Origin of the sequence: Bradyrhizobium sp. CCBAU 51765 (genome assembly GCF_015291725.1) — a bacterium.
GTDB classification, from domain to species: Bacteria; Pseudomonadota; Alphaproteobacteria; order Rhizobiales; family Xanthobacteraceae; genus Bradyrhizobium; species Bradyrhizobium liaoningense.
Map to the genome: position 1 here is coordinate 797,087 of NZ_CP030038.1, position 24,649 is coordinate 821,735.

Below are 24,649 nucleotides of genomic sequence, written 5' to 3' on the forward strand. Positions count from 1 at the left end.
CACTGAGAAATTGGTGAGGCTATCGCCTCACATCCGCAGCAACGCCTGCCGGTCGATCTTGCCCGTGCCCGTCTTCGGCAGCTCGTCGATGAAGATCACCTCGCGCGGATATTTGTACGGCAAGAGCTTGCCCTTGACGTAGTCCTGCAGCCTACGCGTCGCTTCGCCCCGGTCGGCGGCGCGGTTGTTCATCACCACGACTGCCTTCAGCGTCATGCGCCGGTCCGGCAATTCGGCGGCGAACACCGCGCATTCGCGGATGTCGGGGTGGTCGGCCAGACACAGCTCGACTTCGAGCGGATAGACCCACTGGCCTGAGATCTTGATGAGATCGTCGGCGCGGCCGCGGAAGAAGTGGAAGCCGTCGGCATCGCGGATGAAGCGGTCGCCGGTGTAGATCCAGCCGCCGTCGCGAATCGTTTCCGCGGACTTGTCCGGCCGGTTCCAGTACAGCGGCGTGTTGGAATCGCCGCGCACCCACAGGATGCCTTCCTCGCCGTCACCGACGTCGTTTCCGTCCTTGTCGCGCAGCGCGACCTCGTAGCCGGGCACGCGCAGGCCGGCGGCGCCGAGCTTTTTCTGCTCGGGCCTGTTGGAGAGATAGATGTGCAGCACCTCGGTCGAGCCGAGGCCTTCGACGATTTCGAGCCCCGTGAGCGTCTTCCAGCCGTTGAAGACCTCCGCCGATAGCACCTCGGCGGCGGAGAGCGCCATGCGCAGCGACGAGAAGTCCGTCTTGTCCGCGCCTTCGGCTTTTGTCAGCGATGTATAAAGCGTCGGCAGCCCGAAGAAGAGCGTCGGCTTGTATCGCTCGATCGCGGCGAAGATCGACGCAGGCTTCGGCTGGCCCGGCAGCAGCAGCGTCGCGGCGCCGGCAGAGAACGGGAAGGTGACGGAGTTGCCGAAGCCGTAGGCAAAGAAGATCTTCGGCACCGAGAAGCAGATGTCGTCAGGCGTCAGCTTCAGCACGTTCCGCGCAAAGGCGGCATCGCTGTAGGCCATGTCGTGCTGCAGATGCACGATGCCCTTGGGCCGTCCGGTCGAGCCGGAGGAGTACATCCAGAACGCCATCTCGTTGCGACGCGTGTCGGCTTCGGCGAGATCAGCCGGGAATTGCGCGAGCCAGTCTGCCGCCGCGAGCGCCGCAGGCGCGGCATGCTCGCCCGCTGTCCCATTGACGACGATCAGCGTATGGAGCGTCGTATCCTTGCACGCCTCCGCGTTGAAGCGCGCCGCGAACTCGGCATCCGCGACCGCGACGGCCGCGCCGGAATCGGCGAGATAGAATTGCAGGAGGTCCGGCGGCGTCAACGTGTTGATCAGGAGCGGCACGAAGCCGGCCCGCACCGCGCCGAAGAAGGCGGCCGGGTAGGCCGGCGTGTCGTCGAGGAACAGGAGCACGCGATCGCCGCGCTCGAGGCCGAGCGAGGCGAATCCGTTGCCCCAGCGGCAGGCTTCGCCGCAGAGCTCGGCATAGGTCCGCGTGCCCGCCGGGCCCATGAGTGCGATCTTGTCGCCGCGGCCCTTGCCGAGATTGTCGAACAGCACGCGGCTGGCATTGTAAGTTTCAGGAACGGCAAAGCCGATTTCGCGTGCGCCCGGGCCGTCGGCGGGCACCTGGTCGCGGATTTCGTTGCTCATGCGGCATCTCCGCCGCCGTTCTTGGCCGCCTCGTAGCGCGCCATGAAGGCCGGCGACATCGCGCGCAGCCGCGAATCGTCGATGCGGCCGGAGCGGGTGATATAGCTGTAGGCGAAGTCCATCAGGGGAAGCTTCATGTGCTCGGCGAAGTGCTCGTACCAGAACGCGCTCGTGCGCGCGGCATCGACGAGCTTCTGCACGATGGGCTTGCGCGCGGCCTGATAGCGATGCAGCGCGGTCGCAAGATGCGCATCCGACTCCAGCGCCTTGACCAGCGCGATCGCGTCCTCGATCGCGAGCCGCGTGCCCGAGCCGATCGAGAAATGTGCGGAATGCAGCGCGTCGCCGAGCAGCACCATGTTCTTGAACGACCAGTGCTCGTTCCAGACCCAGGGGAAGTTGCGCCAGACCGATTTGTTCGAGACGAGGCAGTGGCCGCCAAGCGTGTCGGCGAAGACCTCCTCGCAGACACCCTTGGACTGCTCGACGTCCTTGTAGGCGAAGCCGTAGGCCTGCCAGGTTGCGTGATCGCATTCGACCAGGAACGTGCTCATGCCCGGTGAATAGCGGTAGTGATGGGCGTTGAAGGCGCCGCGGTCGGTCTTCACGAAGGTCTGCGACAGCGTGTCGAAGCGCTTCGAGGTGCCGTACCAGACGAACTTGTTGGAGGAGTAGGACAGTGAGGTGCCGAAGTCGCCTTCGAAGGCGCGGCGCACCAGCGAGTTCAGCCCGTCGGCGGCGACGATCAGATCGTGGCCGTTGAGCTGGTCGATTGCCTGGATCTGCGTGTCGAAGCGCGGCGTGGCGCCGACATCGAGCGCACGCTGCTGCAGGAACCTGAGCAGCTCGAGGCGCCCGATCGAGGAGAAGCCGACCCCGTCGATGGCGACGCTGTCGCCATGCAGGTTCAGCGTGATGTTCTCCCAGCTCTCCATATGCGGGGCGATCGCATCGACCGTCTCGGGGTCGTCGGCCCGCAGGAATTCCAGCGCCTGGTCGGAGAACACGACGCCAAAGCCCCAGGTCGCGTCGGCCGGGTTCTGTTCGAACAGGTCGACCTGATCCTCGGGATGACGCTTCTTCCAAAGATAGGCGAAGTAGAGCCCACCGGGCCCCCCGCCAATCACGGCGATCCGCAACGTCTGCCTCCCTAATTGACAGTATACTTACTATCTAGGGGTAGACTAATGTGCTCCGGCGCCCGGCGCCAGCGGAATTATCGGCAAGGCCGGCAAGCCAAAGCACGCCTTCGAACACCCCTTTCGCCGGTGTCCGAAACCTCAGGTCCGAACCATAGCCAAACCGGGGCGAATTGGCCACCGGGGGTGTCAGACGCAGCGCTTCACATAGACCCCGTTCACCAGCACCCTGGTGCAACGGACCGCGGGCACGGGCTTGCGGACGACCACGGCCGCGTTCGGACCGGCGCAGCCGGCGCGATAGACGCCGCGGGCGCATACCACCGCATTGGCATCGGTGGCCTCGAACGTCATGGTTGCGGCGAAGGCGAAGAGAGCAGAACCAACGAGCAGCAACGAACGCATGTCGTCCTCCCGATCTTGTCGTTATCGAAATGCTACTTGCAAAAGGCTTGTCGTTGCAGGCGTGCGGCGGTTCATTTTCGCACGCCGACCATCATTGCCGCGACGCGCCGCCTCATCGTGCCGCGAACGGGGCGAGCACGTCCTTGCACGCGGGCGACAGCGAGGCGGCCCTGTTGGAAATGCATTGTATGATGCGGCCGCCGCCGGGCGCGACACCGGCGCAGAGCGTGCGGATGTCGGCGCCGCAGGCCGACCTCACGATGAACAGCTCCTCTCGCGGCAGCAGGGGGCGCAAGACGATGACGGCAGGCGCGGCCGCTGCCGGCGCTGCAGCTGCCGCCGGTGCTGCCGTTGCGCCGCCGCCGGCTGCGGCGCTCACGGCCTTCTCGCAGGCCGGCGAGACCTTGGCCTTGTTCTTCTCCAGGCATTCGAGCGCCGCCGCGCCGCCCGGCGTCACGCTGGCGCAGACCTTGGGATAGTCGGCGCGGCACGCGCTCTTGACGGCCGCGACCTGCGCGCTGCTCGGCTGCTTGGCGGCAGCGGCCTTCGGCGTCGGTGCAGCGGCGGGCTGCGCTGCGGGCGCGGGCTCAGCCTTGGACGCAGCAGGCGGCGCCGAATCCACCTTGGGTGCGGCTTCCTTGGGCGCAGCCTCGGCCTTCGGCGCAGCGGGCGCGGCTTCGGTCTTCGGAGCCGCAGCGGGTTCGACGGCGCGAACCGCGGTCTGGCATCCCGATGACAGGCTGGACATGTTTTTCGCCAGGCATTGATACGCTTCCGTGCCGCCGGGCGTCACGCTCGCGCAGTGCGCCATGAAATCCGAGCGGCATGCGGAGCGGATGGCGCTCTTCTGGGCCTCGGTCGGCGCTTGCGCGGCTGCCGATGTCGCGGTTGCAAAGAGTGCCGCCGCCAGCAGCGCCTTGCGCCGCGATGCATGCTTCAACGTGTTGAACATCTGAATGATTTCCTGCCCGTCGGGTAAGCCGACGATTCTTGAAATGTGATGCAATCGCAATTGTCGCGAGTGACGCCTCGCAAGGCAGCATCATTCGCCGCTTTGACCTCACTCGCAAGTCAATTATGCCAGCGCCGACCGGGTCTCAGAGCCTGACCATGCGCTTGCCGCGGTTCTCGCCCGCGAGCAGCCCGATCAGCGCCTTCGGTGTGTTCTCGAAGCCGTCGACAATGTCCTCCTGCACCCTCAGCTTGCCGGACTTGACCCAGGTCTGGAGGTCGGCGAGCGCACGCTGGCTTTCCTTCATGTAGTCCATCACGATGAAGCCCTGCATGACGAGCCGCTTCACCACGATCAGCCCGGGCACGCCGCGCGGGCCGTGCGCGGCAGGAGCGCCGTCATACTGCGAGATCGCGCCGCAGCAGGCGATGCGGCCGTAATTGTTCATCTGCGGCAGGCAGGCTTCGAGGATGTCGCCGCCGACATTGTCGAAATAGACGTCGATGCCTTTCGGCGCCGCTGCGCGCAGCGCCTTGAACACCGCGCCGTCCTTGTAGTCCACCGCGGCATCGAAGCCGAGCTCGGAGGTCAGCCACCTGCACTTGTCAGCGCCGCCGGCGATGCCGATGACGCGACATCCCTTGATCTTCGCGATCTGTCCGACGATCGAGCCGACCGAGCCCGCAGCCGCAGAGACCACGACCGTCTCGCCCTCCCTGGGCTTGCCGATCTCCAGCAGGCCGAAATAGGCGGTGAGGCCGGCGATGCCGAACACGCTGAGCAGGTGCGTCATCGGCTCGAGCTTGGGCATCTTGGTGAGATGCTTGGCCGGCACCGCGGCAAATTCCTGCCAGCCGGTGTCGCCGAACACGATGTCGCCGGGCGCAAGCTCCGGTGCCTTCGAGCTGACGACCTCGGCGATGGCGCCACCGGCCATCACGCTGTTGGCTTCGACCGCGGAACGGTAGGTCGCGCCGTGCATCCAGGCGCGGTTGGCGGCATCGAGCGAGATGTAGCGCACGCGCAGCAACGCCTCGCCGTCCTTCGGCTCCGGCATTGCGCTCTCCCCCATCTTGAAATGTTCGGGGCCGAGCTTGCCGCTGGGCTTCTCCACCAAAAGAATCTGGCGATTGATGTTGCCGCTCATGGCGTTTCCCTCTTTGATTGTGTTGACGATTATTGATGCAGCCGCCGCAAACAAAACGTGCAGACCGCATGTGTCGTGCGTTGCATGAAGGCTAGATCGCTGCGTTCCATTTCACAACGGGAACATCCTGAAAAATCGACCACACGCAAAGCGTGTTGCGTCGTCGCCGTATCTGCGACATCATGAAGCGCCGGTGTATGTGGGGGTAAGCGATGTCCAACAGGTTCACGCAATACATTCTGGCGGCGATGGTGCTCGGCATCGTCATGGGCTCGGCGATCTACAATTTCCTGCCCGACACGCGCGCCGACTGGGCGTCCTCCATCAATCTGATCGCCATGATGTTCCTGCGCCTGATCAAGATGATCATCGCGCCCTTGGTGTTCGCGACCCTGGTCGGCGGCATCGCCCATATGGGCTCGGGCTCCAAGCTCGGCCGCATCTTCGCCAAGACCATGGGCTGGTTCGTCAGCGCCTCCTTCGTCTCGCTGCTGCTCGGCCTGATCATGGTCAATCTGCTGCAGCCCGGCGCGAATTTCCCCGGCACGCTGCCCGCGGCGAGCCAATCGACCGGCCTGCCGGTCTCGGCCTTCTCGATCGAAAAATTCCTGACCCATCTGATCCCGACTTCGATCGCGGACGCGATGGCGCAGAACGAGATTCTCCAGATCGTGATCTTCGCCGTGTTCTTCTCGGTGGCGATGGGCGCAATGCCCGAGCGCTCCAAGCCGATCCTGGCGTTGATCGACGACATCGGCCACATCATGCTGAAGGTGACGAGCTATGTGATGCTCTTCGCGCCGCTCGCAGTGTGGGCCGCGATCACCGCGACGGTGGCCAAGAACGGCCTCCTGGTGCTGTGGAAGCTCGTCGTCTTCATGGGCGGCTTCTATCTCTCGCTGATGATCCTGTGGGCCATCCTGGTCGTCGTCGGCTTCGTCGTGATCGGGCCGCGCTACGGCCATCTGCTGAAGCTGATCCGCGAGCCCCTGATGATCGCGTTCTCGACCGCGAGCTCGGAGGCGGCCTATCCGAAGACGCTGGAGGGACTCAATCGCTTCGGCGCCTCGTCGCGGATCTCGAGCTTCGTGCTGCCGCTCGGCTATTCCTTCAATCTCGACGGCACGATGATGTACTGCACCTTCGCCAGCGTCTTCATCGCGCAGAGCTATCACATCGACATGCCGCTCGGCACCCAGCTCGCGATGCTGGCGACGCTGATGATCACCTCGAAGGGCGTCGCCGGCGTGCCGCGCGCCTCCCTCGTCGTGATCGCCTCGACGCTGGCGCAGTTCAACATCCCCGAGGCGGGCCTCTTGATGATCATGGGCATCGACACCTTCCTCGACATGGGTCGCAGCGCCACCAACGTGATCGGCAATACGCTCGCCACCTCGGTCGTGGCCAAGTGGGAGGGCGAGCTGGGCCCCGAGCACGAGCTTGGCCCCGGCGATGTCGTGCCCGACGACATGGTCCCGGGCGAGGTGCCCGCGATGGCCGGCCATGGATAGGAGCGGGACATGGGCCGGATATTGGCGAGGCCGCTGACTACGGGCGTCCTCTTGTTCGCCGCATCGTTGCTCGCGACCTCCTTGTTCGCGGCATCGGCACTCGCGCAGACCGCCAGCGAAGGGCTCAGCCCGACGCTGTCGGCCGTCAAGACGGCGCACACCGTGCGGCTCGGCTATCGCGAGAGCTCGCCGCCGTTCTCCTTCCTCGACCAGTCGGGCCGCCCGATCGGCTACAGCCTGGAGCTCTGCGAGGCCATCGTTGAGGAGATCGGCGTCGAGGTCGACGATCCCAACCTCAAGATCGACTACGTCAAGGTCACTTCGGACGACCGCATCGATGCGGTGGTTCAGAACAAGATCGATCTCGAATGCGGCTCGACCACGGCCAATGCCGAGCGCGGCAGGCGCGTCGCGTTCTCGCCGCTGATGTTCGTCGCCGGTACCAAGCTGATGGTGCCGAAGGCCTCGGGCGTGCAGGCGCTAACCGATCTGAAGGGCAAGACCATCGTGGTGACGAAAGGCACCACCAACGAGCAGGCGATCCAGGCCGCTGACAAGAAGTTCGGATTGGGGCTGAACATCGCCGTCGGCGCCGACCACGAGCAATCCTACCAGATGCTCGCCGACGGCAAGGCCGATGCGTTCGCGACCGACGACATCCTGCTGTTCGGCCTGATCGCGCGCCACAAGGCGCAGGACAAGTTCCGCGTCACCGGCGACTATTTGTCCTACGATCCCTACGGCATCATGTTCAGGAAGGGCGAGCCGCAGCTCTCCGCCGTGGTCGAGCGCGCCTTTCGCAAGCTCGGCTCCAACCGCGACCTTGTTCCGCTCTACAACAAATGGTTCACCGCGCGGCTGCCCACAGGCGAGCGCCTGAACGTGCCGATCTCGCTGCAACTGGAGGAAGCCTTCAAGGCGATGGACGATACCGCCGGCGCGAATAATTAGCACGGTCTCTCTTACCCTCCCCTGGAGGGCAGGGCTATCGCATGTGCACATTTTGCAGGGGGCGCCATGCCCGGGCTTGTCCCGGGCATCCACGTTCTTGTGCCGCGTGGAAACGCGTGGATGGCCGGGACAAGCCCGGCCATGACGCTGTAGAAACAGTCGGTGCCCCACAACTCACATGCGATGGCCCTGGGCCCCCGAGGGGGGTGGGCACCTGTGTCGCGGCTGCTATTCTTTGCCGCTCTCACCCAAACACCCGGTCCAGCGCCGCGTGATAGGTTGCCTGCACCAATTCCGGATGCAGCTTGCCCAGCGCCTCCATCATCACGCCCGAATTGATCTCGAGCACGTGCCACGCACCCTCGACGCGCACGATGTCGATCGACGCAAAGGCGATGCCGATGGCGCGCGCGGCCGCGATCGCGAGCTTCACGCAGGCTGCGCGAGGCCCGCCGTCCTCCAGCAGCACCGCCCTGGCGCCGGCGTCGAGATTGTGCCGCCAATCCGAGCCACGCTGCTTGCTGTAGACGACGCGCGGCACATCATTGAGCAGCACCACGCGGACCTCGTCCTCGATCGCGACATAGGGGGAGATCACGAGCCCCGCGCTCATCGAAAAGACTTCGCCGGCGGCGTGGTCGAGTTCGGCTTCCGTCGTCACCTTGAACACCGAGCGCCCCGATGTTCCCTCGTTCGGCTTGACCACCACGCCTTGCGGATTCTGCGCGAGCAGGTCCAGCATCGCCTCACGCCAGGCCGCGCCGACCACGTTCCTGCCCAGCTTCGGATTGAGGAAGAGGTGATGGGGAACGCACGGCACGCCGGCCATCTCCAGCGCCTCGGCAGTAGCCGATTTATCGTTGGCGAGGCGGTGGGCGATGGCGCTGTTGAGGCCGATGTCGTAGCCGAAGGCGAAGTGTCGCCTTTCGTCCCGGCGCATCGCGATCAGCCAGCCGCCGGGGCGGACATCGACTGCGATGTCGTGCTCCGCGCAATAGCGCCTGATCGCCTGGACGAAGATTCGCTCGCCGCCTGCCATGGTCTTTCGTCGTTCCTGTCGCCAAAAGCCGCAAAAATGCGGGAATCGGCGCCAATAGGGATGAAAATCAGAGCTATTCTTAATGAAATTCTCGCGAGCGCGACGGAAATTAAGTGCTGCCATCGCGCCCCGCAGGGAAAAGAAATTGCCCGCCTCATGCGCCCGGCAGCAGATTCATCAATGATGTGACCAGTTCTGCCGCAAATGCCGGTTTGATCGGCATCAATTGCATCCGAAACGAGGTTGATTATTGGTCTCAATGGCGTAGATCACACACGCGAAATCCTCCGCCATGGCAGATGGTGCCCGCCCCGCGTCAGGGGCCGGGCAGCGCTTTTGCCCTAAAACCGCAGTTATTCGGAATATCGAAAATCATGAGCGCGTTTTACCGAGAGAAGGTTCTTTCCGTCCACCACTGGACCGACACGCTGTTCAGCTTCCGCGCCACCCGCGATACCGGCTTCCGCTTCCAGAACGGCCAGTTCGCGATGATCGGCCTCGAGGTCGACGGCCGTCCGCTGCTGCGCGCCTACAGCATGGCGAGCGCCAATCACGAGGAAGAGCTCGAGTTCTTCTCGATCAAGGTTCAGGACGGCCCGCTCACCTCGCGCCTCCAGAAGATCAAGGAAGGCGACACCATTCTGGTCGGCCGCAAGGCGACCGGCACGCTGATTACCGACAACCTGCTTCCCGGCAAGCGGCTGATGCTGCTCTCGACCGGCACGGGCCTCGCGCCCTTTGCGAGCCTGATCAAGGATCCCGAGGTCTATGACCAGTTCGAGTCGATCGTGCTGGTGCATGGCTGCCGCCAGGTTTCCGAGCTCGCCTATGGCGAGAAGCTCGTCGCGACCTTGCGCGAGGATGAGCTGTTCGGCGAGCTGCTCGCGGACAAGCTCGTCTATTATCCGACCGTGACCCGTGAGCCGTTCAAGAATCGGGGCCGCATCACCGACCTCATCAGCTCCGAGCAGATCTTCAACGACATCGGCCAGGGCCCGCTCGATATCGAGACCGACCGCATCATGATGTGCGGCAGCCCGGCGATGCTGGAAGAGCTGAAGGCGATGTTCGAGAGCCGCGACTTCGTCGAGGGAAGCGGCAACAAGCCTGGCCATTTCGTGATCGAGAAGGCCTTCGTCGAGCGGTAAGCTCGAGCCACGCTCTCGTGCCCCGGACGCAGCGCAGCACCTCTTCGGTGATGCGCTGCAGAGCCGGGGCCCATCTCACCATATCGCAATCGTATGCTGTTGCCTTCTGTTGGGTCCCGGGTCTGCGCTTGCGCTTGCCCGGGACACAGCTAGTTTGCGGCCGCCGCAGGCTGCTCAATTCGACCGTCTCTGCTGCACTGCAAAAGCCCATCCTCTCGGCGGATTGATCTGAGCCAGCCGAATTCGCTAGCCTTGAAACAAGGGCGGCGTCATATCCGTATGACAGGCGCGGGCGTATCGTACCGCCTTCTGCTGGCAAGAGGATGGGAATCGTGGCCGACGACGACAAGACACATGAATCCCCCAAACGCCTGCCGCTCGCGGAAGAGGGGATCATGGAAACCCTGCTACTGCCCTTCTCGCCGCGCTTCATCGTGCTGACGATCTGCGCGGTGGTCACCGCGCTCCTGATCGGCATCGGCATCGCCGACGGCAAGATCTTCGACATCCTGCTGATCCCGATCCTGATCTTCGCCGCGTTGACGCTGCTCGGCGTCCGCGATCTCCTGCAGAAGAGCCACGCGGTGCTGCGCAACTACCCGATCTCCGCGCATATCCGTTTCCTGCTCGAAGAAATCCGGCCGGAGATGCGGCAGTATTTCTTCGAGAGCGAGAAGGACGGCATGCCGTTCTCGCGCGACACCCGCGCGGTGGTCTATCAGCGCGCCAAGATGGAGCTCGACAAGCGTCCCTTCGGCACCCAGGAGGACGTCTACCGCGACGGCTACGAGTGGATGCATCACTCGGTCGCGCCGAAGACGCATGCCGCGGAGAAATTCCGCATCAGCATCGGAGGCCCCGATTGCACCAAGCCTTATTCGGCCTCGGTGTTCAACATTTCGGCGATGAGCTTTGGCGCGCTCAGTCCGAACGCCGTGCGGGCGCTGAATGCCGGCGCCAGGAAGGGCGGCTTCGCGCACGACACCGGCGAGGGCGGCGTCAGTCCCTATCACCGCGAAATGGGCGGCGACATCATCTGGGAGATCGGCTCCGGCTATTTCGGCTGCCGTCGTCTCGACGGCACCTTCGATCCCGAGGCGTTCGCGCGTGTCGCCAGCGAAGACCAGATCAAGATGGTCGAGCTCAAGATCAGCCAGGGCGCCAAGCCCGGCCATGGCGGCGTGCTGCCGGCGGCAAAAGTCTCGGAAGAAATTTCGAAGATCCGTGGCGTCGCCATGGGCGAGGACTGCATCTCGCCGGCTTCGCACCGGGTCTTCTCCACACCCGTCGGCATGATGCAGTTCATCGCCGAGATGCGCCGCCTCTCCGGCGGCAAGCCGGCCGGCTTCAAGCTGTGCATCGGCCATCCCTGGGAGTTTCTGGCGATCTGCAAGGCGATGATCGAGACCGGCATCTATCCCGATTTCATCGTCGTCGATGGCAATGAGGGCGGCACCGGCGCCGCACCGCTGGAGTTCATGGATCATCTGGGCATGCCGATGCGCGAGGGCGTCAACTTCGTCCACAATGCGTTGATCGGCATCAACGCGCGCGATCGCATCAAGATCGGCGCCTCCGGCAAGATCGCAACCGCCTTCGACATGGCGCGCGCCATGGCGATCGGCGCCGACTGGTGCAATTCGGCGCGCGGCTTCATGTTCTCGCTCGGCTGCATCCAGTCGCTGAGCTGCCATACCGACCGCTGCCCGACCGGTGTCGCGACGCAGGACCCGACGCGGGCGCGCGCGCTCTACGTGCCGCTCAAGATCGACCGCGTACACAATTACCATCATGCGACGTTGCACTCGCTGACCGAGCTCATTGCCGCCGCCGGCCTCGAACATCCGCAGCAGCTGCGCCCGATTCACTTCAGCCAGCGGACGTCGACAACCCAGGTGCAATCCTTCGCGCAGCTCTATCCGGCACTGCGCCCGGGCGAGCTGCTCGAAGGTACGGAAGACCCGCGCTTCCGCGACGCCTGGCGCATGGCGCGCGCCGAGACGTTCCAGCCCGCGCCGTAGGATTCCCGTCGCGTAATTTCATCGCGCTTTGGGTTGTTGTTCGGGCATGGTCTTTTCGGAAAGCCGCTGCGCACTTTCCGCATCATGCTTTGGGGCTTAACGTTTGGTTCAGCTTTGGGTGTAAATTGCGCCCATGGACGAGCGACGCAGTAAATCGAGGCACCGCGTGCTGAAGGCCGGAACCATCGAGTTCGGCGGCGGCGCGATCGACTGCACCGTTCGCAATCTCTCCGATACCGGCGCCGCACTCGACGTCACCAGCCCCGTCGGCATCCCCCAGCACTTCACTCTGTTCGTGCAGGCCGACGGAACGCATCTGTCCTGCACTGTGGTCTGGCGCAAGGAAAAGCGGATCGGGGTGAGGTTCGGGTGACGCTCGCTGTGTGACACGCGCTTGAGGCGCGCTTGTCCGGGACGACAGCTGACTTTGCGGCTTGCTGTCGCTCAATTCACCCCGTCTCGACCTCACTCAACCGGCTCGCCAGGATCTTGTCGATCCTGCGCCCGTCGAGATCGACCACCTCGATGTGCCAGCCGCGGAAATCGAAGGCATCGCCTGCGCTGGGGAGCGCGTTGAACTGTTGCAGCACCAGGCCCGCCACCGTGTTGTAGCGGTGCGGCGGCAGTTCGACGCCGAGCAGCTCGCCGAATTCGTCGACTGGCATCCAGCCGGAGATCAGGAGCGAGTCGTCGGCGCGCCTGACAAAGGCCGGCTCCGGCGGTCCCGCCTCGGAATGGAAGGCTCCGACGATCGACTCGAGGATGTCGGTGGCGGTCACCATGCCTTCGAAGGCACCGTATTCGTCGTAGACGAAGCCGACGTGGACCGGAGCAGCTTTCAGGATGGTCAGCACGTCGCGCGCATCGGCCGACGCCGGAATGCCCGGCGCCTCGCGTACGAGCGCGCGCAGGTCCGGCGTGCGTTCATCCATATAGGCCACCAGCAGGTCCTTGGCCTGGAGCACGCCGATCGGCTTGTCGCGGTCGCCGTCGCAGACCGGAAAGCGCGAATGCGGGCTCTTGGCGATGATCTCCCTGATGGCGGCCGGATCGTCGTTCAGGTCGATCTCGTCGACCTCCGTGCGCGGGGTCATGACGGCGCCGACAGGGCGATCGCCGAGCCGCATCACGCCGGCGATCATCTCCTTCTCGCCCGGCTCGAGCACGCCCGCGCTCTCGGCCTCGCGGACGAGGTGATGGATCTCGTCCTCCGAGACCTTTTCCTCGGTTCTGCCGCCGCGGCCGAGCAGCGTGAGGATCAGCTTTCCGGAGACGTCGAGCAGGAAGACGAGCGGCAGCGAAATCTTCGCCAGCACATGCATCGCGGGCGCGACGCGGACCGCGATGCTTTCGGGATCGCGCAGCGCCACCTGCTTCGGCACCAGCTCGCCGACGATGAGGGTGGCGTAGGTGATGAGCGTGACCACGATGCCGACCCCGACGATGTCGGCAATGCCCTTGGAGAGGCCGAGCTCGAGCAGCCATTGCGTCAGCCGCTGCCCCAGCGTCGCGCCCGAGAACGCGCCGGAGAGCACGCCGACCAGCGTGATGCCGATCTGCACCGTCGACAGGAACTTGCCGGGATCGGCGGCCAGCGTCAGCGCCCGCTCGGCGCCGCGCACGCCCTTGGCCGCGAGCAGCGACAGCCGCGCCGGACGCGACGAGACCACGGCCAGCTCGGACATGGAGAGCAGGCCGTTGATGACGATCAGGATGACGACGATGACGAGTTCGAGCGAGAGCATTGACCTTCCGGAGGTAAGCAAGTGTGGCGCAGATGACAGCGCAAGCCATTGATATAGGTATTCGGTGAGGAGATGCTGGCGATTCCACGCATTCGGGCACTGAAGGGAACAGGCGTCCGGCAGTGTTCCCGAGGCCGTCCGCGACGACCTGACGCTCCGCGGAACTACGGATCGTTCCTTAACGCCCCCTTAGTGGCCGCCCGCTAGATTTTCGACATTGCAGAAATCAATTCGGGGAAATCAGGATGCGGATCGGAAAGCTTTTCGCGCTGTCGATGCTGACGGTGACGGTGTTTGCGGTCATCCTTGGCGCCGAGGTGCTGATACCCCAGACGCGCATTTTCGCGAACCGCTCCGATGCGATCAAGACCGTCGATGCCTTTGGCGCGACGCTGATGGCAAGCCAGCACGTCGCCAGCCTTCGCGCTCCCTATATCGGGCCGATCTTCCAGGAAGGCGCCGCGACCCAGGCGCAGCTCGATGCTGCCACCAAGGCTGCGAAAACGGCCGAGGCAGGCTTCGAGACCGCAAGGCGGGCGGTGATGGTGCTGGATGACGGCAGCGCAATTGCTGAAAATCTCGACCGTGCTGTGCGGCGGCTGAAGGACATCACCGCTGCGGCCGATCGTGCGATGAGCGTTCCCCTCGCGACGCGCGACGGCGCGGCGACAAAGGGCTTCCTGCCCGGTGTTGCCGAGGTCCTCGCCAATCTCGAACCCGTCATGAACCGGCTCGAGGCGAAGGTGATCAACGCCGACTCCTCGCTTGCGGCGCTCCTCAACCTGGCGCGGACGGCGCAGGATCTGCGCGTGTCGGCCGGCAGCCGTGCGGCCACGCTGTCGCCGGCGCTCTCCGCGCGCCGCCCGCTCACCGCAGCTGAACTGACGCTGATGGACCGCATGCAGGGACGCGTCGAGGCCGATCGCGAGCGCATCGAGGCCGGCGTCGACCAGCTTGGAAATCCCGCGCGCATCGCCGCCGCGCTGAAGGCGGCAACGGAATCATATTTCGGGCGAGCAGCGGTTGCCGTGGACAAGGAGCTTCCTGCAGCCCGGAGCGACGGCAAGTACGCCGCTACGGCGGACGACCTCGCGAAGGTCATCGTGCCGGCGATTCAGATGTTCTACGGCGTACGCGACGCCGCGCTGGCGGAAGCAGCCGACCGCGCCTCCGCCGCGCGCGACGGTGCGCTGGCGATGCTCGCGCTCGCCGGCGTCGTCGTGACGGCGCTGCTCGGGACTCTCGCTGGCGTGACCATCATGTTGCGCAGGCGCGTCGTGACTCCGCTTGCGAAGCTCGCGGACGTGATCGGGGTTCTCGCCGCCGGACGGCACGAGGTCGAGATCCCGGCAACGGGCCGCAACGACGAGATCGGCCAGGTCGCAGGCTCGCTCCAGCACTTCAAGGATTCGCTGCTCGCCAAGAAGGCCGCCGACGAGGCCGCCGCGGTCGAGGCGGAAGCGAAGCTCAAGCGCAGCCAGCGCATGGACCAGATCGCGCGCGAATTCGAAGCCATGATCGGCGACGTCGTCAACACCGTCTCCTCGGCGTCCTCCGAACTGGAAGCATCGGCGGGAACGCTGACGAGCACGGCCGACCAGTCCGAAAAGGTCACCGCGACCGTCGCGGCCGCCTCCGAGCAGGCCTCCACCAACGTCCAGACCGTCGCCGCCGCGGCCGAGGAGATGGCCTCGTCGGTCGACGAGATCGGCCGCCAGGTCCAGGATTCCGCGCGCATCGCTGGCGAGGCCGTGCAGCAGGCGGTGCGGACCAACGATCATGTCGGCGAGCTCGCCAGGGCCGCAGGCCGGATCGGCGACGTCGTCGAGCTCATCAGCCAGATCGCGGGCCAGACCAACCTTCTGGCGCTCAATGCCACCATCGAGGCGGCGCGCGCCGGCGAGGCCGGTCGCGGCTTCGCCGTCGTCGCCTCCGAGGTCAAGGCACTGGCCGAGCAGACCGCCAAGGCCACCGGCGAGATCAGCCAGCAGATATCGGGCATCCAGACGGCGACAGAGGACTCCGTCGGCGCCATCAAGTCGATCGGCGACACCATCTCCCGCATGTCCGAGATCGCGTCGGCCATCGCCGCGGCGGTCGAGGAGCAGGGCGCGGCAACGCGCGAAATCTCCCGCAACGTGCAGCAGGCGGCGCGCGGCACCCAGCAGGTCTCCGCCAGCATCGTCGACGTGCAGCGCGGCGCGAGCCAGACCGGATCGGCTTCCTCCAATGTGCTCGCGTCCGCCAGATCGCTGTCCGGCGAGAGCAGCCGTCTCAAGGTCGAGGTCGGCAAGTTCCTGGACGCGATCCGCGCGGCGTAGGGCTCGCACAAAGGCTGTTTAGGTGCAAGCCGAGGACAAGAACACCTCTCCCCGCTGGGAAGAGGTGGAGCAAGCCGGCCGGCGAAACCTTGTTCACTGGCAGTTGCGTCGCCGCTCAGAACTCGCCGTGCAGCCGCCCCGAAAACACCGACACCGGTCCGCGATCGGCGTTGTAGGCGGGGTTGACGATGAGCTGGTAGTCGGCGGTGAAGGTCAGCGCCTTGTTCAGCGCGTAGGCGTAATAGGTCTCCAGCACGCGTTCGCGGCGGTAGTTGAGCCGGCCGTCACCGATCAGCGGGCCGAGACCGCCGGCGGCGATGAAGTCGCGGTGATCCTGCGACAGGGCGTTGACGGCGCCGGCGATCGCGACCACGTCGTCGGGCCGGCCCCAACTCGCTCCCTTGACCGAGACGCCACCGGACAGGCTGCGATCGATGTCGGTGAAGGCCATGATCTCGTTGCGGCCGTCGTTCCAGCTCCAGCGGCCGAACACGCCGATGTCGCCGGTGATGGCCTGTTCGAGATTGAACGCGTAGCCGTATTTGAGGCGGCCGCGGCGGGTCTGGCTGATGTCCACGCCGAACGCAGGATTGTCCAGCGTCTCGCGATAGCTGCCGGAGAAAGCACTGTTGACGAAACCGAGCGTGCGCAGCTTGCCGGGCTGGCCGAACAGCGAATAGCGCAGCTCGAGCTCCGCGACGTACTCGCCGCGACGGCCGATATTCATGTCGAAATTGTTGGAGTTGGAGACGGCATCCATCAGGAAGTAGCCGCCGCGCAACGCCCATTGCTTCTGGTTCAATTCGGCGGTGGCGCCATAGCCGAGGCCGAGCTTGTCGGCGGCATAGTCGAAGGCGCCGGACGCCCAGATCGACCAGTTCATGAAATCCTTGCGCGGATCATGCGCGTAGGCATTGCCGTCGAACACGTCGACCACCGAGAACTTGCCGACCTGCAAGGTCAGGCGCGAGACGTCGACCTTGCCGGCGAGCTGAAGCTGGCCGCTGGCCAGCTCCTCCTGCTCGCCGCCGAATCCGAAGGTGTGGCGCACGAACAATCGCGAGGCGTTGAAATGCGGATAGGGAAAGCCGGACTTCTGCGCTTCGCCGTTGGGGAAGCCCGCGGCGCCGGTCGTGTTGTTGAATCCGAAGCCCTGGAGCAGCTCGGGATTGAAGTAGACCTCGCCGCCGTCCCACAGCCGCGCATTCAGATAGAGCGAATTGCTCCAGGTCTGCTGAAAATCTGGCGACGGGAGCAGGCTGTTCGGTCCGGTATAGGGCGCGTGGAACGCGGGGTAGCCCTGTCCGAGCACGGTCGACTGGCCGTGGATCTCCCAGCGGCTGGATTCGGTGTCGGTGACGTCGGATTTCGGGTCGTAGGTCGGCACGCCCGGCCAGTCGATCTTGCGATTGAGGCCGATGCGCAGGCTGTGAAAATCCATCGACGACGAATATTGCCCGCCGGAGGGGAAGGTGACGTTGGCGTCCTCGAACTTGCTGTAGAGATATTCGAGCCGGGCGCTCCAGTGCGGCGCGAAAGCGTATTCGGCGCCGCCGCCGCCGGTCCAGCCGAACCGCGTGTGCAGCACTTTCTCTTCAACGCCGCCGGTCGGCGTCGAGAGAAAGCGCTCGCCGGCGAACGCCGCGCCGCCGGTCGCGTAAAACAGCCAGTTGCCGCTGGCGTAGCCGAGCCGCGCGCGCAGGCTCGCGACATAGTCCCAGCGCTCCTCCGCGCTCGACAGCGCGGTCGCCGCCGATGACACGACGTGATTGGAGGGGAGGTAGTTCGGGAAGGAGATATCGCCTTCGACGCCGAGCAGGAAACCTGAATTGAGGCGCCAATTGTAGCCGGCCTGGACGCCGCCGGTCATGCCGTTGAACACGTGATCGTCGGTCGCGACCGTGGGATCGGCCAGCGTTGCCGCGGATGTGCCGCGGGTGACACCGACATGCGCGCCGATATAGAGGCCGGTCCAGTCGTAGACCGCCTTCAAGGCCGGGGCCTTCAGCGGCAGATCAGCCGTGTGGCCGGTGGCGGGAAAAGCCAGCACGCCCGCGGCAATTGCCGCGGCCGTCCGCAAGTACCTGTAACGGTGACCTCTCAACGTCAAAACGCACGCCCCCAAACGCGAATGTATTCCACCTGCCGCGACATCCCTGCCGATTCGCGGCGCCCCTGTCATCAGGCCTCGGTCGTCCATGCGATCCGACGCGACCTTAGTCCCAAGTTCCCGTGCCTGGAGCAAGCTTTATTGCGATTAATTCGCAATTGCAACTGATCTCAATCGCTGCAGGTGGATGCTTCGCACTGCTTTGTGACGGGGATGCAACAACTGCCCTCAAGCGAGATGGGTTCAGGAGAGTGCTCATCGCGCTTTAGGTTATTGTTTGAGTGCGATCTTTTCGAAAAGCCGCGGCGCACTTTTCCGGATCATGCTCCGGGACCCAAAATGGATGACCCCGCCCGGGGGGACAGCCGGGCGGGGTCGGGGGCACGACACGGGGTGGATGAGGCGCCCGTGTCGGACGCAGGAGCCACGAGAGATCGGCCTCAGATACCCAGATCAGTAGCAGGTACGAACGCGGCCGACGTACTGGCCGAAGGCGTTGTACTGGGCGACCCAGCCGCAGCGGTGATAACCGTGGTAATAGGGGTCGTTCGTGGCGGCGATCGCGGAGCCGACGACGGCGGCGGTGGCGATGCCGGCGCCGACACCCCAGACCCAGCCGGGCTGCTTGGCTTCGGCAGAAGAGGTGGTGGACACGATGCTGCCGGTGACGGCGAGAGCAGCGAGAGCTGCGGCGGCAATCCTGGTCTTGATCGACATGTGAAACTCCATCCGGGTTGAGGCGGTCCGTTGTGGCCCGCATGCCCAGTTGGACGGAGGCTCTTCGCATCCGGTTCGAAGATCGCAGATGTGGCCGCGAAGACTCGACCTTTCCCGAATGAATCCAGGAGGATGCCGGCTAGCCGAGGGGGCCCTTGGCGAGCCTGTTCACGTCGAAGTTATCGACTTCACTCAGCAGCTCGCAGAAGGCGCGCGCACCCTGGTCGATCAGCCGCTCGCCCTTCTCGGCCACGGCCAGCGTCGCATTGCCGACCGCGCCGCTGGGGTTGAGATCCTGTGCCTGCCATGCGAACGGCGCGGGGCGCTGCGTCGAGAGCCAGCGATACTGCTGCTCCAGCGCGACGCTGCTCGCAGGGAAATCCGCGATCGCATCCATGCGCACCTGATCGGGATAGCGCGCCAGCATGATCGACGTCTCGACCGCGCCGCCGTGAATGCCGTGCCGCACTTCCTCGGCCGGGAACAATCCGTCCGCGCCCGAGAGCCGCGACCATGACGTCGTCACCACAAACAGTTTTTGGTGCGCGCGCAGGTCCTGCGCCACCAGCATCATGGCCGCGCTGTTGCCGCCATGGCTGGTGACGATGACGAGCTTCTTCACGCCGCGGCGTGCAACGTCCTCGCCGATCCCTGTCCATTTCTTCAGCGCAATTTCGGTCGGCAGCGTCTGCGTGCCCGGATAGTCGATGTGCTCGGTGGAAATCCCGATTGGCTCAACGGGGAGGAAACTGGCCGGAACGTCCGCGGACAACAGCTCGCGCGCACGGGCAAGATAAGCGTCCGCGATCAGCACGTCGGTCGCGAGCGGCAGGTGCGGACCGTGCTGCTCGGTCGCCGCCAGCGGCAGCACCGCGATCCAGCGCGACACCTCCGCAGGGTCCGCATGAGCCCAGTCGATGTCGATCCAGTCGCGCGAGGGCGTCTTCAAGGTTTCTTTGCCCGAATTTGTCACGTAATTTGGGGTATGAGGGGACGCGGGCCTGGCCGGTTCGCGTCCCCTGACGTCATGCGGTTCTATCGCGTTGCCTTCACTCGGACCAGACACGATTGGGCCAGCCACGATCCACGGAGTGCCATCATGACCCCCTCTCATCTGCGGCGAGCGTTAATTGCGGGTTTGTTGGCCGCTATCGTGCCCTTTGTGCCGGCGCGCGCCGAAACGCTCGACAAGGTCACCTTCGGCACCAACTGGGTCGCCGAGGCCGAGCACGGCGGCTTCTTCCAGGCGGTCGCCGACGGCACCTACAGGAAATACGGGCTCGACGTCACCATCGTCCCCGGCGGTCCCAACGAGAACAACCGCATGCTGCTGATCGCCGGCAAGATCGATTTCTTCATGGCCGCGAACACGCTGATGTCGTTCGACGCCGTCGCCAACAACGTCCCGGTCGTGACCATCGCCGCGATCTTCCAGAAGGATCCGCAGGTGATGCTGACGCATCCCGACGCCAAGGTCACGAAGATCGAGGATCTCAAGCCGCTGACGCTGTTCGTCTCCAAGGAGGGCATGACCTCCTACTTCCAGTGGCTGAAGTCCGAATATGGCTTCAGCGAGAAGAACGTCCGTCCCTACAATTTCAATCCGCAGCCCTTCATCGCCAATCCCAAGAGCGCGATGCAGGGCTACGTCACCTCCGAGCCCTTCGCGGTGGAGAAGGCCGCCGGCTTCAAGCCCAACGTGCTGCTGCTCGCCGACTACGGCTTCAACACCTATTCGACCCTGATCGAGACGCGCCGCGACGTCGTCGAGAAGAAGCCCGACCTGGTCCAGCGCTTCGTCGATGCCTCCATGGTCGGGTGGTACAATTACATCTACCGCGACAATTCCGCCGGCAATGAACTGATCAAGAAGCTCAATCCGGAGATGACGGACGATCTGCTCGCCTATTCCGTCGCCAAGATGAAGGAACACGGCATCGTCGATTCCGGCGACAGCTTGAAGAACGGCATCGGCGCGATGAGCGACGAGCGCTACACCTCCTTCTTCAACAAGATGGTGAAGGCCGGCGTGGTGAAGGCAGATATCGACTTCCGCAAGTCCTATACGCTGCGCTTCATCAACAAGGGCGTCGGCATCGAGCTGCGCCCGAACAAGCCGTAACGCATGTTGAGATCAGGCACTGCGGTGCGGCTGGGGCCCGCCTCTCCCCGTCGGGGACAGGGCTATCGCATATTAGATGTAGCCATGGGCACCGACTGTATCCACGGCGTCATGGCCGGGCTTGACCCGGCCATCCACGCCTTTTCACGCAGCACAAAGAACGTGGATGCCCGGGACAAGCCCGGGCATGACGACCTCTGCAAAATTCAAACGCGATTGCCTTGCCGTCGGGAAGAGATGAGGGGCGCCCGAAACGCTGCAGTCGTCGATCAATGGTAGAGCGCAACATCTCGCCCGCCGTCGAGGCCAGCCTGACGGCTCTTGCCGTCAGTCTGCGCGGCGTGACGAAGGCCTATGACAACGGCGTCACGGCACTCGGCCCGTTCGACCTCGCTGTGCGCAAGGGCGAGTTTATCTCGCTGCTCGGCCCGTCCGGCTGCGGCAAATCGACGGCGCTACGCATCATCGCGGGGCTCAGTGCGCCGTCAACGGGCACTGTGCGGGTGGCGCGTCACGAAGGCTCAGTGCAGCCCGGCCATGTTCAACCAGGTCACGGCATCGGCTTCGTGTTTCAGGAACCGACCCTGATGCCCTGGACCAGCGTCCGCGAGAACGTGCGGCTGCCCTTGAGGCTCGCACGCGTGCCGAAGGCAGACGCGCGCGCGCGTGCCGACCAGGCGCTGGCGAGTGTCGGGCTCGCCGATTTCGCCGATGCCTATCCGCGCGAGCTCTCCGGCGGCATGAAGATGCGGGTGTCGCTGGCGCGCGCGCTCGTCACCGACCCCGAGATCCTCCTGATGGACGAGCCGTTCGCAGCCCTCGACGAGATCACGCGCTTCCGCCTCAACAACGATCTGCTCGCCCTGTGGCGCCGCCTTCGCAAGACCGTCATCTTCGTCACCCATTCGGTGTTCGAGTCCGTCTATCTGTCGCAGCGTGTGGTGGTGATGACGGCCCGGCCCGGCCGCATCCAGGCTGACATCCGCATCGAGACGGTCGAGCCGCGCGGGGAGGAGTTTCGGACCTCGGCCGCCTATTCCGATTACTGCCGAAGAGTGTCAGCCGCGCTGGCACCATCGTATTCGGGACAGTCGACGCTATGAGCGCGCAAGCTCCCATCATCGCGGGATCGTCCCGCGCGCAGCGCGCGATGCGCTTCGTGCTTCCCGTCGTCGTGTTCGCGGCCGGCCTCGTCGCCTGGGAACTCGTGGTCCGCCTCAAAGGGATCCCGCCTTACGTGCTGCCGGCGCCGTCCGTCATCGTCCTGACGCTGATCAGGGACTGGGCGGTTCTGTCACAATCGCTCGCCACCACGCTGCTGACCACGCTCGAGGGGTTCCTCGCGGCGAGCATCGGCGGCATCGCGCTGGCGCTGCTGTTCAACCAGTCGAAATGGGTGGAATATTCGCTGTTCCCCTATGCCGTGGTCCTGCAGGTGACGCCCGTCATCGCGATCGCGCCGCTGCTGCTGATCTATCTGGAGCAGCAGACCGCGGTCGTGGTCTGCGCCTTCATCGTCGCCTTCTTTCCGGTGCTGTCCAACACCACGCTCGGGCTGAATTCGGTGGATCGCAATCTCGCCGGCCTGTTCCAGCTCTATGGTGCCTCGCCACAGCAGACGCTGCGCTTTCTCAAGCTGCCCGCGGCGCTGCCCTACATTCTCGGGGGCCTGCGTATCGCCGGCGGCCTGTCGCTGATCGGCGCGGTCGTGGCCGAGATCGCGGCGGGAACTGCCGGCGCCGGCTCCGGCCTCGCCTACAGGATCGCCGAGTCCGGCTATCGCCTGAACATACCCCGCATGTTCGCGGCGCTGCTTCTGTTGTCGCTGGCCGGGATTGTCATCTATGGGGTGCTGGCGCTAGTTTCGCACCTCGTTTTACGGCGCTGGCATGAGAGCGCGCTTGGAAAGGAAAACTGATGGCTGCCGGTTCGATTTCGTCCGAAAAGATCGACCTTCTGATCTATGGGCCGGTGCGGCCGATCCTCGAGAGCGGCTTTTCCGATCATTTCGTCGTGCACAAGGCGGAGACACGCGGCGATCTCGAGCGCCTGACGCCGGCGGTTCGCGACAAGATCCGCGGCGTCGCGGTGACCTACCACACCGTGCGCGCGGACAGGGATTCGCTGTCGCAGCTGCCGAAGCTGGAGATGGTGGCGAGCTTTGGCGTCGGCTACGACCATGTCGACGCCAAATACGCGGCCGAGAACAATATCGTCGTCACCAATACGCCCGACGTGCTGACCGAGGAGGTCGCCGACGTCGCGATGGGTCTTCTTATCGCGACCTTGCGCGAGTTCATCAAGGCCGACCGTTACGTCCGCTCCGGCCTCTGGCAGACGCAGAACTACCCGCTCAGCGTCGGCTCGCTGCGCGACCGCAAGGTCGGCATCGTCGGCATGGGCCGGATCGGCCAGGCCATCGCGCGCCGGCTCGACGCCTCGCTGGTGCCGGTGGTCTACCACTCGCGCAATCCGTCCAAGGACGTCTCCTACAAGCACTACCCTGACCTGCTCGAGATGGCGAAGGCGGTGGACACGCTGATGGTGATCGTGCCCGGAGGCGCCGCCACGAACAAGATGATCAATGCCGAGGTGCTGAAGGCACTCGGTCCGCGTGGCGTGCTGGTCAACGTCGCCCGCGGCTCGGTGGTGGACGAGCCGGCGCTGATCCAGGCGCTGAAATCAGGCACCATCCTCGCCGCCGGCCTCGACGTGTTCGCGGCCGAGCCGAACGTGCCGGACGAGCTCAAGACCATGCAGAACGTCGTTCTGCTGCCGCATATCGGTTCGGCCTCGGTGGTGACGCGCAACGCGATGGACCAGCTCGTGGTCGACAATCTCAAGGCCTGGTTTGCCGGCAAGGCGCCGCTGACGCCGGTTGCGGAAACGCCGGTCAAGGGGCGCTGATGAGAGCTCTTCGGGTCGTTGCATTCGCCGTCGCGGCCTTCTTGGCCGCGATCGGCCTTGCGCATGCACAGGATGCGACGAGCCTGAAGAAGCAGATGCCCGGCCAGTGGGAGCTCTCGACCACCGAGCGCAGCAAGACCTGCGTCGTCACGCTCAAGAGCGATGCGGCGGCGCAGGGCTTCAAGCTGGAGCTGGAGCCGGCCTGCAAGACCGCGCTGCCGTTCACGAAAGACATCGTCGCCTGGAACGTCAGGGGCCTCGACATCGTCCGCCTGCAGGACGCGACCGGGGAAGCCGTGATCGACTTCACCGAGGTCGAGGCCGGCATCTTCGAGGGCCTGCGCCAGGGCGAGGGCGTCTACATCCTGCAGGATCTCGCTGCCGCGCGTTCGATGGCCAAGTCGATGGACCAGATGATCGGCGACTGGTCGATGGTGCGCGGCAACGGCCAGCCCGTCTGCGGGCTGACGCTGACCAACACCGAAGCGGACTCGGACAATTTCCAGGTCTTCCTCAAGCCGAGATGCGACGCGACGATCGCGCAGTTCAACCCGACGCAATGGCGCCTCGAACGCGGCCAGATCATCCTGATGTCGAAATCAGGCGAGGCCTGGCAATTCGAGGCCGACGACCACGCGCAGTGGCGGCGCGTCCCCGACACCGCCGATCCCCTCATCATGCTGCGCCAGTAGGCGCGGGCAAGCCGCGGGCTCTCCGGCTTTCCCCCGCAAGCGCAGGGCAATCGCATATGAAGACTTACAAGAGGTCGTCAT

At 64.9% G+C, this 24,649-nt stretch carries 21 protein-coding genes; 11 read left to right on the forward strand and 10 right to left on the reverse strand.

The genetic code is table 11. The features are described from left to right. Positions 1 to 27: 27 nt before the first annotated feature. From XH96_RS03725 to XH96_RS03745, 5 genes are all read right to left on the reverse strand, one after another. Positions 28 to 1,641, reverse strand: coding sequence for a benzoate-CoA ligase family protein (locus XH96_RS03725; RefSeq protein ID WP_194391109.1), 1,614 nt, complete (start codon positions 1,639 to 1,641; stop codon positions 28 to 30). Continuing rightward, the gene (locus tag XH96_RS03730; RefSeq protein WP_194391110.1) at positions 1,638 to 2,780 is read right to left on the reverse strand and encodes an FAD-dependent monooxygenase; all 1,143 of its coding nucleotides are present in this window, start codon (positions 2,778 to 2,780) and stop codon (positions 1,638 to 1,640) included. The genes XH96_RS03725 and XH96_RS03730 overlap by 4 nt, the downstream gene beginning before the upstream one ends. A 189-nt stretch (positions 2,781 to 2,969) precedes the next feature. Continuing rightward, the gene (locus tag XH96_RS03735; protein ID WP_131872512.1) at positions 2,970 to 3,185 is read right to left on the reverse strand and encodes a hypothetical protein; all 216 of its coding nucleotides are present in this window, start codon (positions 3,183 to 3,185) and stop codon (positions 2,970 to 2,972) included. A gap of 112 nt (positions 3,186 to 3,297) precedes the next feature. Beyond that, a complete protein-coding gene (locus tag XH96_RS03740; RefSeq protein ID WP_194391111.1) occupies positions 3,298 to 4,137 on the reverse strand; it encodes a cysteine rich repeat-containing protein in 840 nt (279 codons plus the stop codon). A gap of 145 nt (positions 4,138 to 4,282) precedes the next feature. Continuing rightward, entirely contained in the window at positions 4,283 to 5,284 is a 1,002-nt protein-coding gene (locus XH96_RS03745; RefSeq protein ID WP_194391112.1) for an NADP-dependent oxidoreductase, read from the reverse strand. A gap of 212 nt (positions 5,285 to 5,496) precedes the next feature. On the opposite strand from XH96_RS03745, the gene XH96_RS03750 reads away from it, so the two are divergent. Continuing rightward, complete coding sequence (locus tag XH96_RS03750) at positions 5,497 to 6,795, forward strand: dicarboxylate/amino acid:cation symporter (protein ID WP_194391113.1); 1,299 nt, start codon at positions 5,497 to 5,499, stop codon at positions 6,793 to 6,795. A gap of 9 nt (positions 6,796 to 6,804) precedes the next feature. Next, on the forward strand, positions 6,805 to 7,746 hold the full coding sequence (locus tag XH96_RS03755; protein ID WP_194391114.1) for an amino acid ABC transporter substrate-binding protein: 942 nt from the start codon (positions 6,805 to 6,807) through the stop codon (positions 7,744 to 7,746). Between the two features lie 244 nt (positions 7,747 to 7,990). Here the strand turns inward: XH96_RS03755 and XH96_RS03760 are convergent, their stop codons facing one another. Beyond that, positions 7,991 to 8,785 (reverse strand): RimK family alpha-L-glutamate ligase, encoded by a 795-nt coding sequence (locus tag XH96_RS03760; RefSeq protein ID WP_194391115.1) that lies wholly within the window; start codon positions 8,783 to 8,785, stop codon positions 7,991 to 7,993. 374 nt (positions 8,786 to 9,159) lie between these two features. Here XH96_RS03760 and XH96_RS03765 point away from each other — a divergent pair, with 374 nt between their 5' ends. From XH96_RS03765 to XH96_RS03775, 3 genes are all read left to right on the forward strand, one after another. After that, complete coding sequence (locus XH96_RS03765; protein ID WP_194391116.1) at positions 9,160 to 9,933, forward strand: ferredoxin--NADP reductase; 774 nt, start codon at positions 9,160 to 9,162, stop codon at positions 9,931 to 9,933. 323 nt (positions 9,934 to 10,256) lie between these two features. After that, positions 10,257 to 11,954 carry an FMN-binding glutamate synthase family protein gene (locus XH96_RS03770; protein WP_194391117.1) on the forward strand — a complete coding sequence of 566 codons (1,698 nt, stop codon included), beginning with the start codon at positions 10,257 to 10,259 and terminating at the stop codon, positions 11,952 to 11,954. A gap of 133 nt (positions 11,955 to 12,087) precedes the next feature. After that, a complete protein-coding gene (locus XH96_RS03775; protein WP_194391118.1) occupies positions 12,088 to 12,327 on the forward strand; it encodes a PilZ domain-containing protein in 240 nt (79 codons plus the stop codon). Between the two features lie 76 nt (positions 12,328 to 12,403). On the opposite strand, the gene XH96_RS03780 is transcribed toward XH96_RS03775, so the two are convergent. Continuing rightward, positions 12,404 to 13,699 (reverse strand): hemolysin family protein, encoded by a 1,296-nt coding sequence (locus XH96_RS03780; RefSeq protein WP_194391119.1) that lies wholly within the window; start codon positions 13,697 to 13,699, stop codon positions 12,404 to 12,406. Between the two features lie 245 nt (positions 13,700 to 13,944). Here XH96_RS03780 and XH96_RS03785 point away from each other — a divergent pair, with 245 nt between their 5' ends. Then, a complete protein-coding gene (locus XH96_RS03785) occupies positions 13,945 to 16,020 on the forward strand; it encodes a methyl-accepting chemotaxis protein (protein WP_194391120.1) in 2,076 nt (691 codons plus the stop codon). A gap of 115 nt (positions 16,021 to 16,135) precedes the next feature. On the opposite strand, the gene XH96_RS03790 is transcribed toward XH96_RS03785, so the two are convergent. The 3 genes from XH96_RS03790 to XH96_RS03800 form a co-directional block, all read right to left on the reverse strand. Further along, positions 16,136 to 18,100, reverse strand: a complete 1,965-nt coding sequence (locus XH96_RS03790; RefSeq protein WP_194391121.1) for a carbohydrate porin — start codon at positions 18,098 to 18,100, stop codon at positions 16,136 to 16,138. A gap of 483 nt (positions 18,101 to 18,583) precedes the next feature. Further along, positions 18,584 to 18,847, reverse strand: coding sequence for a hypothetical protein (locus XH96_RS03795; RefSeq protein ID WP_165936273.1), 264 nt, complete (start codon positions 18,845 to 18,847; stop codon positions 18,584 to 18,586). A gap of 139 nt (positions 18,848 to 18,986) precedes the next feature. Beyond that, a complete protein-coding gene (locus XH96_RS03800) occupies positions 18,987 to 19,796 on the reverse strand; it encodes a creatininase family protein (RefSeq protein ID WP_246789942.1) in 810 nt (269 codons plus the stop codon). Positions 19,797 to 19,946: 150 nt separating this feature from the next. Between XH96_RS03800 and XH96_RS03805 the strand changes: the two genes are divergently transcribed. The 5 genes from XH96_RS03805 to XH96_RS03825 all read left to right on the forward strand — a co-directional run bounded on the left by XH96_RS03805 (position 19,947) and on the right by XH96_RS03825 (position 24,568). Further along, complete coding sequence (locus XH96_RS03805) at positions 19,947 to 20,969, forward strand: ABC transporter substrate-binding protein (RefSeq protein ID WP_194391123.1); 1,023 nt, start codon at positions 19,947 to 19,949, stop codon at positions 20,967 to 20,969. Between the two features lie 272 nt (positions 20,970 to 21,241). Continuing rightward, positions 21,242 to 22,072 carry an ABC transporter ATP-binding protein gene (locus XH96_RS03810; RefSeq protein ID WP_194391124.1) on the forward strand — a complete coding sequence of 277 codons (831 nt, stop codon included), beginning with the start codon at positions 21,242 to 21,244 and terminating at the stop codon, positions 22,070 to 22,072. After that, positions 22,069 to 22,887 carry an ABC transporter permease gene (locus XH96_RS03815; RefSeq protein ID WP_194391125.1) on the forward strand — a complete coding sequence of 273 codons (819 nt, stop codon included), beginning with the start codon at positions 22,069 to 22,071 and terminating at the stop codon, positions 22,885 to 22,887. Before XH96_RS03810 ends, XH96_RS03815 begins: the two co-directional genes overlap by 4 nt. Continuing rightward, entirely contained in the window at positions 22,887 to 23,876 is a 990-nt protein-coding gene (locus XH96_RS03820) for a 2-hydroxyacid dehydrogenase (RefSeq protein WP_194391126.1), read from the forward strand. The genes XH96_RS03815 and XH96_RS03820 overlap by 1 nt, the downstream gene beginning before the upstream one ends. Next, complete coding sequence (locus XH96_RS03825) at positions 23,876 to 24,568, forward strand: AprI/Inh family metalloprotease inhibitor (protein WP_194391127.1); 693 nt, start codon at positions 23,876 to 23,878, stop codon at positions 24,566 to 24,568. The genes XH96_RS03820 and XH96_RS03825 overlap by 1 nt, the downstream gene beginning before the upstream one ends. Positions 24,569 to 24,649 lie beyond the last annotated feature (81 nt).

Bases quoted from the DNA above. Each gene is read 5' to 3' on its own strand.
- XH96_RS03765 (WP_194391116.1), top strand. From the start codon at position 9,160: ATGAGCGCGTTTTACCGAGAGAAGGTTCTTTCCGTCCACCACTGGACC.
- XH96_RS03795 (WP_165936273.1), bottom strand. From the start codon at position 18,847: ATGTCGATCAAGACCAGGATTGCCGCCGCAGCTCTCGCTGCTCTCGCC.
- XH96_RS03780 (WP_194391119.1), bottom strand. From the start codon at position 13,699: ATGCTCTCGCTCGAACTCGTCATCGTCGTCATCCTGATCGTCATCAAC.
- XH96_RS03750 (WP_194391113.1), top strand. From the start codon at position 5,497: ATGTCCAACAGGTTCACGCAATACATTCTGGCGGCGATGGTGCTCGGC.
- XH96_RS03805 (WP_194391123.1), top strand. From the start codon at position 19,947: ATGACCCCCTCTCATCTGCGGCGAGCGTTAATTGCGGGTTTGTTGGCC.
- XH96_RS03815 (WP_194391125.1), top strand. From the start codon at position 22,069: ATGAGCGCGCAAGCTCCCATCATCGCGGGATCGTCCCGCGCGCAGCGC.
- XH96_RS03820 (WP_194391126.1), top strand. From the start codon at position 22,887: ATGGCTGCCGGTTCGATTTCGTCCGAAAAGATCGACCTTCTGATCTAT.
- XH96_RS03825 (WP_194391127.1), top strand. From the start codon at position 23,876: ATGAGAGCTCTTCGGGTCGTTGCATTCGCCGTCGCGGCCTTCTTGGCC.
- XH96_RS03725 (WP_194391109.1), bottom strand. From the start codon at position 1,641: ATGAGCAACGAAATCCGCGACCAGGTGCCCGCCGACGGCCCGGGCGCA.
- XH96_RS03760 (WP_194391115.1), bottom strand. From the start codon at position 8,785: ATGGCAGGCGGCGAGCGAATCTTCGTCCAGGCGATCAGGCGCTATTGC.
- XH96_RS03755 (WP_194391114.1), top strand. From the start codon at position 6,805: ATGGGCCGGATATTGGCGAGGCCGCTGACTACGGGCGTCCTCTTGTTC.
- XH96_RS03740 (WP_194391111.1), bottom strand. From the start codon at position 4,137: ATGTTCAACACGTTGAAGCATGCATCGCGGCGCAAGGCGCTGCTGGCG.
- XH96_RS03735 (WP_131872512.1), bottom strand. From the start codon at position 3,185: ATGCGTTCGTTGCTGCTCGTTGGTTCTGCTCTCTTCGCCTTCGCCGCA.
- XH96_RS03775 (WP_194391118.1), top strand. From the start codon at position 12,088: ATGGACGAGCGACGCAGTAAATCGAGGCACCGCGTGCTGAAGGCCGGA.
- XH96_RS03785 (WP_194391120.1), top strand. From the start codon at position 13,945: ATGCGGATCGGAAAGCTTTTCGCGCTGTCGATGCTGACGGTGACGGTG.
- XH96_RS03810 (WP_194391124.1), top strand. From the start codon at position 21,242: ATGGTAGAGCGCAACATCTCGCCCGCCGTCGAGGCCAGCCTGACGGCT.
- XH96_RS03745 (WP_194391112.1), bottom strand. From the start codon at position 5,284: ATGAGCGGCAACATCAATCGCCAGATTCTTTTGGTGGAGAAGCCCAGC.
- XH96_RS03770 (WP_194391117.1), top strand. From the start codon at position 10,257: ATGGGAATCGTGGCCGACGACGACAAGACACATGAATCCCCCAAACGC.